Origin of the sequence: Streptomyces sp. NPDC090798, assembly GCF_044768965.1 — a bacterium.
Classification (GTDB): Bacteria; Actinomycetota; Actinomycetes; order Streptomycetales; family Streptomycetaceae; genus Streptomyces.
Map to the genome: position 1 here is coordinate 46,659 of NZ_JBIVXA010000005.1, position 11,198 is coordinate 57,856.

General features: G+C 70.5%; 12 protein-coding genes. 11 read left to right on the forward strand and 1 reads right to left on the reverse strand.

Annotated features, from left to right (window positions below; all coding sequences use genetic code 11):
* Positions 1-188: 188 nt before the first annotated feature.
* Positions 189-485: a DUF4193 domain-containing protein gene (locus ACIQTP_RS12795; protein WP_003997302.1), complete on the forward strand. Its 297-nt coding sequence runs from the start codon at positions 189-191 to the stop codon at positions 483-485.
* A gap of 13 nt (positions 486-498) precedes the next feature.
* Positions 499-1,470, forward strand: coding sequence for a hypothetical protein (locus tag ACIQTP_RS12800; protein ID WP_403399186.1), 972 nt, complete (start codon positions 499-501; stop codon positions 1,468-1,470).
* Positions 1,471-1,722: 252 nt separating this feature from the next.
* On the opposite strand, the gene ACIQTP_RS12805 is transcribed toward ACIQTP_RS12800, so the two are convergent.
* A complete protein-coding gene (locus ACIQTP_RS12805) occupies positions 1,723-2,184 on the reverse strand; it encodes a DUF3093 domain-containing protein (RefSeq protein WP_402038628.1) in 462 nt (153 codons plus the stop codon).
* A gap of 58 nt (positions 2,185-2,242) precedes the next feature.
* On the opposite strand from ACIQTP_RS12805, the gene ACIQTP_RS12810 reads away from it, so the two are divergent.
* The 9 genes from ACIQTP_RS12810 to ACIQTP_RS12850 all read left to right on the forward strand — a co-directional run bounded on the left by ACIQTP_RS12810 (position 2,243) and on the right by ACIQTP_RS12850 (position 11,063).
* Entirely contained in the window at positions 2,243-2,827 is a 585-nt protein-coding gene (locus ACIQTP_RS12810; protein ID WP_403399188.1) for a PaaI family thioesterase, read from the forward strand.
* Positions 2,824-3,348: a dUTP diphosphatase gene (dut, locus tag ACIQTP_RS12815; protein ID WP_402038624.1), complete on the forward strand. Its 525-nt coding sequence runs from the start codon at positions 2,824-2,826 to the stop codon at positions 3,346-3,348. Before ACIQTP_RS12810 ends, dut begins: the two co-directional genes overlap by 4 nt.
* A 1-nt stretch (position 3,349) precedes the next feature.
* Positions 3,350-4,111 (forward strand): DUF3710 domain-containing protein, encoded by a 762-nt coding sequence (locus ACIQTP_RS12820; protein WP_266430079.1) that lies wholly within the window; start codon positions 3,350-3,352, stop codon positions 4,109-4,111.
* Positions 4,112-4,401: 290 nt separating this feature from the next.
* Complete coding sequence (locus tag ACIQTP_RS12825) at positions 4,402-5,580, forward strand: alginate lyase family protein (protein WP_403399191.1); 1,179 nt, start codon at positions 4,402-4,404, stop codon at positions 5,578-5,580.
* A gap of 85 nt (positions 5,581-5,665) precedes the next feature.
* Complete coding sequence (locus ACIQTP_RS12830) at positions 5,666-6,364, forward strand: ABC transporter ATP-binding protein (RefSeq protein WP_403399193.1); 699 nt, start codon at positions 5,666-5,668, stop codon at positions 6,362-6,364.
* Positions 6,365-6,558: 194 nt separating this feature from the next.
* Complete coding sequence (locus ACIQTP_RS12835) at positions 6,559-9,096, forward strand: ATP-binding protein (protein WP_403399195.1); 2,538 nt, start codon at positions 6,559-6,561, stop codon at positions 9,094-9,096.
* Entirely contained in the window at positions 9,093-9,776 is a 684-nt protein-coding gene (locus tag ACIQTP_RS12840) for a response regulator (RefSeq protein WP_402038614.1), read from the forward strand. Before ACIQTP_RS12835 ends, ACIQTP_RS12840 begins: the two co-directional genes overlap by 4 nt.
* Before the next feature lie 117 nt (positions 9,777-9,893).
* Positions 9,894-10,292: an OB-fold nucleic acid binding domain-containing protein gene (locus ACIQTP_RS12845; protein WP_079090087.1), complete on the forward strand. Its 399-nt coding sequence runs from the start codon at positions 9,894-9,896 to the stop codon at positions 10,290-10,292.
* Positions 10,293-10,295: 3 nt separating this feature from the next.
* Positions 10,296-11,063, forward strand: coding sequence for a DUF3159 domain-containing protein (locus ACIQTP_RS12850; protein WP_168496478.1), 768 nt, complete (start codon positions 10,296-10,298; stop codon positions 11,061-11,063).
* Positions 11,064-11,198: the final 135 nt, after the last annotated feature.

Genomic DNA, 11,198 nt, shown 5'->3' on the forward strand with positions numbered 1-11,198 from the left:
GGCCCTTCGGACCGTGTACGGTCCGCATCGCCATCCAAGCCGATCACTCATGAGGAGTCCGGTTGGGTGTCGATTGAGTAACAGACCTTGATGTGAGGCAAAATCTCCGCCTCAGGTCGGGCACAAGTCCGGCCTCTCACGCGTTACGTGCGCTGAGACACCGCAGACACCCAGAGGGGGAGAGCGACATGGCAACGGATTACGACACCCCACGCAAGACCGACGACGACGTCGACTCGGACAGCCTTGAAGAACTGAAGGCTCGCCGGAACGACAAGTCGACGTCGTCGGTCGACGTAGACGAGTTCGAGGCCGCAGAAGGCCTGGAGCTGCCCGGAGCCGACCTCTCGAACGAGGAGCTGGCCGTCCGGGTGCTGCCCAAGCAGCAGGACGAGTTCACTTGCATGAGCTGCTTCCTGGTGCACCACCGCAGCCAGCTGGCCCGCGAGAAGAACGGTCAGCCGATCTGCCGCGACTGCGACTGAGGCAGGGTCGGCCGTGACTGGCTCGACCCCACCTTGGAAGCGCCGCTTCCCTTCCCGGGCAGCGGACGAAGGGCCCTCAGACGGCCCTGAAGGCGTGCGTGACGACGAGCGGGGCTCTTCCCGACCAGGATCAGCCTCGCTCGAGCGGGCGCCCGCCACAGCGCCGACAGGCGCCTTCGAGCGAGCCGGCGAGGTGATGCCGGCCGACGATCCGGAACCGTCGGACGAATCGGTTCCGGCGGATGTCGCCGTTCCCGCGACCGGCCGCCGTGCGGCCGGCATTCGGGACGGGGTCATGAAGAGCGTCCAGAAGGGCGGCAGCAAGGCCAGGGCGGGCCTGTCCCACCTCGCCGACCGGATCATCGAGATCGCGCCCCGCGTGCCCGTACGGGACCTCGCGACCCTCCGCAGGCAGTTCCCGGGTCTCACCCCCGAACAGCTCGCGGACAAGCTCGTCGCGGGTGCGGCCAACGCGACGTCCACGGTGGGCGCCGGGATCGGTGCCGCCGCGATGCTGCCGGTGCCGCCCGCGATGCCGACCGAGCTGGCCGCCGAGATCACCGGCGTCGCCGCGATCGAGCTGAAGCTGATCGCCGAGCTCCACGAGGTCTACGGCCTGCGGCCGCCGGGCAACCTCAAACAGCGCAGTACCGGGTATCTGAACTCCTGGTCCTCCGAGCGCGGGATCGACGTGACCAAACCGTCGACGATCAACGCCGCGTTGGGCGGCCAGATGAAGCGCGAGCTGCGCCAGCAGATCATGAAACGCATGGTCCGGGATCTGCCGAACCTGATGCCGTTCATGGTGGGCGCGGCGGTGGGGGCGGTCATGAACCGCCGGGACACCAAGCGCCTGGCGGCACGTATCCGCAAGGACCTGCGCAAGTCCCAGGTGCCGTGGGACGCGCTTGCCGAGCTGCCGCCCCTGGAGAAGCCGGCGGATCCCCTGCGGATGGGGGAGATCCCCAAGGAACTGGGGCACTGAGCCCCGCCTGCCATTGGCCGCCCGCCGAGTCGAGGTGAGCGGCGTGGCGGGGCACCGGCTCGAGATGGGCCGAAAGCAGTGGGTGCGGAGGCGCACTGCCCGTGAAGGGGTGTGCGCCGGTGGGTAACCGCAACGCGAGGGCGCACCCGTCGCGCGCCGTGGTGGTTCGGGGTGCGACTTCGAAGCCGCACCCCTGATCGCGGAGGTCCCGCGCCTGATCGCGGAGGTCCCGCGCCGCGGCTTCCGGAGGCCCTACGCCGCGGCCCGAGCCGCGTCGAGCGCCGCGATCAGGCGCTCCGGCTCCCTCGTCGACAGGTACAGGTACGGCGTGGGGTCGGCCGGGTCGGTGACCTGGACGCGGAGGGCCGTGGGGATGTACGCCCGCAGGAGCATGAAGGCGCGCGGGTCCGCCTTGTACGTGCGCCAGGCGCGCGCTTCCTCCTGGTCCATGATCTCCGCGTCGCCCAGGGCCGCGACCGGGATCTTGGCCTCGCCCGCGATCAGGGAGTCACCGACCACCCGGATGCGGATCGACCCGTACGCGCTCGCCACGACCGCCGAGACCGCGGTGCCGCCGACCAGCGCGGCCAGCAGCGGCAGCGTGCCGAAGGGGAGGAAGACCAGCGCCATCGCTATCCCGATCAGGAAGCAGATCGCCCACCAGCTACGGGGGGCGGTGAGGCGTTCTTCGTACGGGGAGGCGGAGAGCTGCATGAAGCCAAGCTTGGCACGGTGCGAAGACTTGGTGGACGCGCGGGTAAGGTCTGCGGCTGTGAGTCGTACTTCCGCAGCTCTGAAGCCTCCCACCGACGCCGTCGAGCCGGTGCGACACCCCGACGCGCCCGCCCCCGGCGAGCTGCTCGGCGCCCACTACGAACAGTGTTTCGGGTGTGGCGGGGAGCAGTCGCACGGACTGCACCTGGAGGCCCGCGCGGGGGAGGGTGTCACCGTCACGGCGGAGTTCACGGTACGGCCCGCCCACCAGGGCGCCCCGGGGCTCGCCCACGGCGGAGTGCTCGCCACCGCCCTCGACGAGACGCTCGGCTCGCTGAACTGGCTGCTGCGCACCATCGCGGTCACCGGCCGCCTGGAGACCGACTTCGTCCTGCCCGTCCCCGTGGACACGGTGCTGTATCTCGAGGCCGAGGTCACGGCGGTGGCCGGCCGCAAGATCTACTCGACTGCCACCGGGCGGATCGGTGGCCCCGACGGGCCCGTCGCCGTTCGTGCGGACGCCCTCTTCGTCGAGGTCAAGGTCGACCACTTCATCGACAACGGCCGTCCGGAGGAGATCCGGGCCGCCATGAACGAGCCGGACCAGATCCGCCGTGTCCGTGCCTTCGAGGTGAACCCGTGACCCGCGAGCCCCGTCAAGAACTCGCTGTGCTGATCCGCCGCGTCGACCCGGACGTACCGCTTCCCGAGTACGCGCAGCCCGGTGACGCGGGAGCCGATCTGCGCACCACCGAGAGCCGTGAACTGAAGCCGGGCGAGCGCGCCGTACTGCCCACGGGCGTGTCCATCGCGCTGCCCGAGGGGTACGCGGCCTTCGTGCACCCGCGTTCCGGGCTCGCCGCACGCTGCGGTGTCGCCCTCGTGAATGCCCCGGGGACGGTTGATGCCGGGTACCGTGGGGAGATCAAGGTGATCGTGGTGAATCTCGACCCGCACGAGTCGGTGCGGTTCGAGCGCTTCGACCGGATTGCTCAACTGGTCGTCCAGCAGGTCGAGAAGGTCCGCTTCCAGGAGGTCGCGGAACTTCCCGAATCGGCGCGGGCCGCAGGGGGCTTCGGGTCCACTGGTGGTCATGCCGCCGTGGGCAGCACAACGGGTGGGAATCGATACGCTTCGGTCGTATCCGACCGGGAAGGACAGTGACGTGTTCGGACGTCGCAAGAAGGGCAGTGCCGCCGAGGACGCGGCGGGCGAGGCCGAGCAGGTCGTCGACAGCGTCGACACTGAGGCGGACGAGGCGGAGCGGGAGCGCGTGAGGCTCGAGCCGGAGCCGCGACCCGACGGACCCTGGGACGACTCGGAGGTGCGGGACCCCGCCGAGGGCCGTGTGGACCTGGGCGGTCTCTTCGTGCCCGGAGTCGACGGCATGGAGCTGCGGGTCGAGGTCGCGGGCGACGCGATCGTCGCGGCCACCGTCGTCCTCAAGGACAGCGCCATCCAGCTGCAGGCCTTCGCCGCTCCCAAGCGTGAGGGCATCTGGGGCGAGGTGCGCGAGGAGATCGCCTCCGGCATCACCCAGCAGGGCGGTGTCATCGACGAGGTCGAGGGCCCGCTGGGCTGGGAGCTGCGGGCGCAGGTGCCGGTGCAGCTGCCGGACGGCACGGGTGGTTTCCAGGTCGTGCGGTTCGTCGGCGTGGACGGCCCCCGCTGGTTCCTGCGTGGAGTGATCTCCGGGCAGGGCGCCGTGCAGCCGCAGGCCGCGGGCCTGCTGGAGCAGATCTTCCGGGACACGGTCGTCGTACGCGGTGAGGGCCCGATGGCCCCGCGCGATCCGATCGTCCTGAAGCTGCCGAACGACGCGCAGATGGTGCCCGAGGGTGTCCAGCAGGAGGAGCAGAGCGGTTCCCGCTTCTCCGGAGGCATGGGACAGCTGCAGCGCGGACCGGAGATCACCGAAGTCCGCTAGACCCTGGAGCATGTCCGCCGGACGCTCCGCGGGCAGAACAGCCACACGGCTTCAAAGGGCCGCACCCCTCGACGGGGGTGCGGCCCTTTTCCCGTGCGCGGACCCTCGGCTTCGTGTGCGGACCCTCGGCTTCGCATACGCGGACCCTCGGCTTCGCGTGCGCGGACTCTCGACGGGTTCTCGTGTGCGATCCCTTGACGGGAAGTTGGTCTGTACCTATGGTCTCGGCCCAGCGCCTCTGTTCATACAGGCGTTCATCGTTCACATAAGAGAACGGATGGCCCCCCACCATGCGCCGTACCGCACTCCTCGCCACCGTCACCGCCCTCGTCGCGGGCGCCCTCGCCTGGCCCGCCGCCCGACAGGCCGACGCCGCGCCCGTCACCTTCGCGCACCCCGGAGTCACGGTCTCCAAGAGCCAGCTGGACTTCGCCCGCACCAAGGTCAACGCCGGGGCCCAGCCCTGGAAGGCCGCGTACGACCAGATGATGGCGAGCAAGTACGCCGACCTGAACCGCGTCCCGAAGCCCCGCGCGACCGTGGAGTGCGGCTCCTACTCCAACCCCAACAACGGCTGCACGGACGAGCGCGAGGACGCGATAGCCGCGTACACCGACGCCCTCGCCTGGTACATCACCCGCGACGACCGGTACGCGAAGAAGTCGATCGCCCTGATGGACGCCTGGTCGGCCGTGATCAAGGAGCACACCAACAGCAACGCGCCCCTGCAGACCGGCTGGGCCGGCTCCTCCTGGCCCAAGGCCGCCGAGCTCATCAAGTACACCTACACCGGCACCTGGGCCAACTCCGGCCGCTTCGCGACCATGCTGCGCACCGTCTACCTCCCCGAGGTCATCAACGGCTCCAACTCCAACGGGAACTGGGAACTGTCGATGATGGAGGCCGCCGTCGGCATCTCCGTCTTCCTCGAGGACCGGACGTCGTACGACAAGGCCATGGCGAAGTTCCGGACCCGTACGGCCGCGTACATCTACCTCTCCTCCGACGGCGCGCTGCCCAAGACCGTCCCGAGCCAGAACCTCGACACCACCGCGAAGATCGTCAACTACTGGCAGGGGCAGTCCACCTTCGTCACCGGGCTCACTCAGGAGACCTGCCGCGACTTCACGCACACCGGGTACGGCATCTCGGCCATCTCGCACATCGCCGAGACCAGCCGGATCCAGGGCGAGGACCTGTACGGCACCGACGTCGGCGAGCGGCTGCGGCAGGCGCTCGGATTCCAGTCGAAGTACCAGCTGGGCGAGGCGGTGCCGAGCTGGCTGTGCGGTGGTTCCCTCACCCTCGGGCTGGGTCCGGTGACCGAGACCGGCTACAACGCCCTGCACAACCGCCTGGGCATCGCCATGACCAACACCCAGAAGCTGACCGAGCAGAACCGGCCGTCCGGCAGTAACAACCTCTTCGTCGCCTGGGAGACTCTCACCGACGGGGACAACCCCAACTGACGCCCTCTCCGGCCGGGCGCCCGGTGCCGTCACCGGGGCGCCCGAACGGCTGGGGAGGCAATCGCCCGGCTGACCGGGGAGGGACATGAGCCAGGTCGAGGTCGCCACGAAGACCATGGTGCGCGTCGAGAACGTGCATCGCTGGTACGGCGGTGGAGCCGCCGTCGTACCCGCCCTGCGCGGCGTCTCCTTCGATGTGCCACGCGGCGAACTCGTCGCCCTCACCGGCCGCCCCGGGTCCGGCAGGACCACGCTGCTCAACCTGGTCGGCGGGCTCGACGAACCGGACGCGGGGCGGATCACCGTCGACGGGCTCGCACTGGACAGGCTCGGCGAGGACGGCCTGCTGCGACTGCGCCGGGACCGGATCGGCTTCGTCTTCCAGCCCCTGGGGCTCATCCCGCTGCTCACGGTCGCCGAGAACGTCGGTGTGCCGCTGCGGCTGCGCGGGGTCGCGGAGCACGCGCGCGAGGAGCGGACCGCGCGGCTGCTCTCCCTCGTCGGGCTCACCGACCACGCGGCGCGCCGGCCCGGAGAGCTCACCGGCGGGCAACGCCAGCGCGTGGCGATCGCGCGCGCCCTCGCGGGCGAACCCGCGCTCCTGGTCGCCGACGAGTTCGCGGCCGGACTCGACGCCGGGACCGCCCGAGCCCTGATGGAGCTGCTGCACGCGATCGTCCGCGGCGAACAGGTGACGGCCTTGGTCGCCCCCTCCACGGCGGCCCCGCTCGACCTGGCCGATCGGGTCCTGGAGCTGCGCGACGGAGGGATCGTCGAACACTGAGCCGAGTGCCGGGCCGAGCAGTGCCCGGACCAGCGCATCAGGGTTGTGGCGACCGGCGCATCCGGGTCGTGCCGACCAGCGCATCAGGGTTGCGTCAAAGACGGCCGTCGGCCGACTCCCTACCCCATTTGTCGAGATTGTTGGCCGTAAGGTCGACGCTGCGTATACAGCGGTGACAGGAAGACAATGGGGCCATGGGACGCGGCAAGCTTCGGATCTACCTCGGCGCGGCACCGGGCGTCGGCAAGACGTACGCGATGCTCTCCGAGGCGCACCGCCGCGTGGAGCGCGGCACCGACTGCGTAGTCGCCTTCGTGGAGCACCACAACCGGCCGCGCACCGAGGTGATGCTGCACGGTCTGGAGCAGGTGCCGCGCAGGCAGCTCGACTACCGCGGCTCCTCCTTCACCGAGATGGACGTGGACGCCGTACTGCTCCGCGCCCCGGCCGTCGCCCTGGTGGACGAACTCGCGCACACCAATGTCCCCGGCTCCCGCAACGCCAAGCGCTGGCAGGACGTCGAGGAACTCCTCGCCGCCGGGATCGACGTCGTCTCCACCGTCAACATCCAGCACCTGGAGTCACTGGGCGACGTCGTGGAGTCGATCACGGGCGTACGGCAGCGCGAGACCGTCCCGGACGAGGTCGTACGGCGGGCGGACCAGATCGAGCTGGTCGACATGTCACCGCCCGCGCTGCGCCGCCGTATGGCGCACGGCAACATCTACAAGTCCGACAAGGTCGACGCGGCCCTGTCCAACTACTTCCGCCCCGGCAACCTGACCGCGCTGCGCGAGCTCGCCCTGCTGTGGGTGGCCGACCGGGTCGACGAGTACCTGACCGAGTACCGCAGTGAGCACCGGGTCTCGAAGATCTGGGGGTCGAGGGAGCGGATCGTGGTCGGGCTGACCGGCGGTCCCGAGGGGCGCACGCTGATCCGCCGGGCCGCCCGGCTCGCGGAGAAGGGCGCGGGCGGCGAGGTCATGGCCGTCTACATAGCCCGCAGCGACGGACTGACCTCCGCCTCGCCCAAGGAACTCGCCGTCCAGCGCACCCTGGCAGAGGACCTCGGCGGCACCTTCCACCACGTCGTCGGGGACGACATACCGGTCGCGCTGCTCGACTTCGCGCGCGGGGTGAACGCCACCCAGATCGTGCTCGGCTCCTCGCGCCGCAAGACCTGGCAGTACGTCTTCGGGCCCGGCGTCGGCGCGACCGTCGCCCGCGAGTCGGGCCCCGACCTGGACGTCCACATCGTCACCCACGACGAGGTCGCCAAGGGGCGCGGACTGCCGGTCGCCCGGGGCGCGCGGCTCGGCCGCTCCCGGATCATCTGGGGCTGGCTGGTCGGCGTGGGCGGCCCGGTGGTGCTGGCTCTGCTGCTGAACACCATCGACCTCGGCCTCGCCAACGACATGTTGCTGTTCCTGACGGTGACGGTCGCGGCGGCACTGCTCGGCGGGCTCTTCCCGGCCCTCGCCTCGGCGGCCTTCGGCTCGCTGCTGCTGAACTACTACTACACGCCGCCGCTGCACCGGCTGACGATCGCCGACCCGAAGAACATCGTCGCCATCGCGATCTTCGTCGGGGTCGCGGTGTCGGTGGCCTCCGTCGTGGACCTCGCCGCCCGCCGCACGCACCAGGCGGCCCGGCTGCGCGCCGAGTCGGAGATCCTCTCCTTCCTCGCGGGCAGTGTGCTGCGCGGCGAGACCAGCCTGGAGGCCCTGCTGGAGCGGGTCCGGGAGACCTTCGGCATGGAGTCGGTCGCCCTGCTGGAGCGGGCCGGCGACGTCGACCCGTGGACGTGCGCGGGCAGCGTGGGCCCCCAGTCGCCGAAGCGGCCCGAGGACGCGGACGTGGACATGCCGGTCGGCGACCACATGGCGCTCGCGCTCTCCGGACGCGTCCTGCCCGCCTCCGACCGCCGGGTGCTCGCCGCCTTCGCCGCCCAGGCCGCGGTCGTCCTGGACCGCCAGCGCCTCCAGCACGAGGCCGACCAGGCCAAGGAGCTGGCCGAGGGCAACCGCATCCGCACCGCGCTGCTCGCCGCCGTCAGCCACGACCTGCGTACCCCGCTGGCCGCGATCAAGGCCGCCGTGTCCTCGCTGCGGTCCGACGACGTGGCCTGGTCGGAGGAGGACCAGGCGGAGCTCCTGGAGGCGATCGAGGAAGGCGCCGACCGGCTCGACCACCTGGTGGGCAACCTGCTCGACATGTCCCGTCTGCAGACCGGCACGGTCACCCCGCTGATCCGCGAGATCGACCTCGACGAGGTGGTCCCGATGGCGCTGGGCGGCGTACCCGAGGGCAGTGCCGAGCTGGACATCCCCGAGACGCTGCCCATGGTCGCCGTCGACCCCGGTCTGCTGGAGCGCGCGGTCGCCAACCTCGTCGAGAACGCCGTCAAGTACAGCCCCGCCGACGAACCGGTCCTGGTGTCCGCGAGCGGCATGGCGAACCGGGTGGAGGTACGGGTGGTGGACCGCGGCCCCGGCGTGCCGGACGAGGCCAAGGACCGCATCTTCGCGCCCTTCCAGCGCTACGGCGACGCTCCCCGCGGCGCGGGCGTAGGCCTCGGCCTCGCGGTCGCCCGCGGCTTCGCCGAGGCGATGGGCGGCACACTGAACGCCGAGGACACGCCTGGCGGCGGACTCACCATGGTGCTCACGGTCCGGGCGGTGGACAGCCTGCCCGACCTGGCCACGGCAACAGCGGAAAGGCAGGCTTCATGACCAGGGTGCTCGTGGTCGACGACGAGCCGCAGATCGTACGTGCCCTCGTGATCAACCTGAAGGCACGGCACTACGAGGTCGACGCGGCCGCCGACGGCGCCGGCGCGCTCCAGCTCGCCGCCGCCCGCCATCCCGACGTCGTCGTCCTCGACCTCGGGCTGCCCGACATGGACGGCGTAGAGGTGATCAAGGGGCTGCGCGGCTGGACCCGGGTGCCGATCCTGGTGCTCTCGGCCCGGCACTCCTCGGACGAGAAGGTCGAGGCGCTCGACGCGGGCGCCGACGACTACGTCACCAAGCCCTTCGGCATGGACGAACTGCTGGCCCGGCTGCGCGCCGCGGTGCGCCGCGCCGAGCCGACCGGGGGCGGCGAGGACGACGTCGTCGTCGACACCGAGGACTTCACGGTCGACCTGGCCGCCAAGAAGGTCAACCGGGAGGGACGGGACGTACGGCTCACCCCCACGGAGTGGCACCTGCTGGAGGTGCTGGTGCGCAACACCGGCCGCCTCGTCAGCCAGAAGCAGCTCCTCCAGGAGGTGTGGGGACCGTCGTACGGCACCGAGACGAACTACCTGCGGGTCTACATGGCACAGCTGCGCCGCAAGCTGGAGATGGACCCCTCGCATCCTCGGCACTTCATCACGGAGCCGGGGATGGGATACCGGTTCGAGAAGTAGTCCCCGCGGGAAGGGGTACAGGGCGGGTAGGGATACAGGAAGGGCACTGGTGCGCGAATGAGCACTGGTGGGCGCACACGTTCATCCGACGTCAGTGCTCCCCGGTACGCTTTCGGTATGAGTGCTGTTCCTCGTTCCGAAAAGCCGGCGGGCCGGTTCCGGCGCATGATCGACCGGCTCTCCTCGTCCCAGGAGGACCTGGAGTCCGAGGAGCTGCGCGAGGACTCCGAGACCGCGGGCTGTACGCGGATCGGTGACTGCCACGACCGACAGATCGTCACGGTTACTGGTACCTTGCGCACGGTCACTCTGCGCCCACGGGCCGGAGTCCCGGCCCTGGAGGCCGAGCTGTTCGACGGTTCGGCCGCCCTGGACGTGGTCTGGCTCGGCAGACGCTCCATCGTGGGCATAGAACCGGGACGCAAGTTGATCGCCTCGGGCCGGATCTCGATGAGCCGGGGCCGTAGGGTGCTGTTCAATCCGAAGTACGAACTCAGACCCCTTGGACGGGAGTAGCCGGTGACGTCGCTCGACAAGCCGACCGAAGACGCCCAGGACGCCCAGCAGGATGCGCGGGCGGTGACCGAGGCCGCACTCTTCGAGGCGTTCGGCGGCGTGCGGGGCATGGTCGAGACGGTGGTGCCCGGCCTGCTCTTCGTCACCATCTTCACGATCAACAAGAACCTGCACTGGTCGGCGATCGCCGCGCTCGCGGTGTCCTTGCTGCTGGTCGTGGTCCGCCTCGCGATGCGGGACACCGTCAAGCACGCCTTCAGCGGCGTCTTCGGCGTCGCCTTCGGCGTGGTCTTCGCGATGATGACGGGCAACGCCAAGGACTTCTATCTGCCGGGCATGCTCTACACGCTCGGCCTGGCGGTCGCCTACATCGTCACGACCCTCGCGGGCGTGCCTCTGATCGGTCTGATCCTCGGCCCGGTCTTCAAGGAGAACCTCTCCTGGCGCACCCGCAACCCGGGCCGCAAGAAGGCGTACGCGAAGGCCAGTTGGGCCTGGGGCCTGATCCTGCTCGCCAAGTGCGCGATCCTCTTCCCGCTCTACTGGTGGGCCAACACCGCGCAACTGGGCTGGGTCCTGATCGCGTTGAAGATCCCGCCCTTCCTCCTTGCCGTCTGGCTCACCTGGGTGTTCCTGGCCAAGGCCCCTGCCCCCATCGACGTGTTCGCCGAGATGGAGGCCGAGGAGCAGGCCGAGAAGGAGCGCAAGGCCGCCCTGGCGAACGAGTCAGGTGACGAGGCCACGGCCGGCCGTCACCGCCGCGACGCGTAGCGGTTTCCCGTACGACGTCGGGGGGGGCCCCCGGGGGGGCCGGGGGGCCCCCCCCGGGGGGGGGGGGGGGGGGGGGGGGGGGGGGGGGCCCGGGGGGGGGCCCGGGGGGGGGGGGGGGGGGGGGGGGGCGAGGGG

Coding starts and splice junctions, on each gene's coding strand:
- ACIQTP_RS12795 (WP_003997302.1), top strand. CDS start 189: ATGGCAACGGATTACGACACCCCACGCAAGACCGACGACGACGTCGAC.
- ACIQTP_RS12805 (WP_402038628.1), bottom strand. CDS start 2,184: ATGCAGCTCTCCGCCTCCCCGTACGAAGAACGCCTCACCGCCCCCCGT.
- ACIQTP_RS12825 (WP_403399191.1), top strand. CDS start 4,402: ATGCGCCGTACCGCACTCCTCGCCACCGTCACCGCCCTCGTCGCGGGC.
- ACIQTP_RS12830 (WP_403399193.1), top strand. CDS start 5,666: ATGAGCCAGGTCGAGGTCGCCACGAAGACCATGGTGCGCGTCGAGAAC.
- ACIQTP_RS12835 (WP_403399195.1), top strand. CDS start 6,559: ATGGGACGCGGCAAGCTTCGGATCTACCTCGGCGCGGCACCGGGCGTC.
- ACIQTP_RS12840 (WP_402038614.1), top strand. CDS start 9,093: ATGACCAGGGTGCTCGTGGTCGACGACGAGCCGCAGATCGTACGTGCC.
- ACIQTP_RS12845 (WP_079090087.1), top strand. CDS start 9,894: ATGAGTGCTGTTCCTCGTTCCGAAAAGCCGGCGGGCCGGTTCCGGCGC.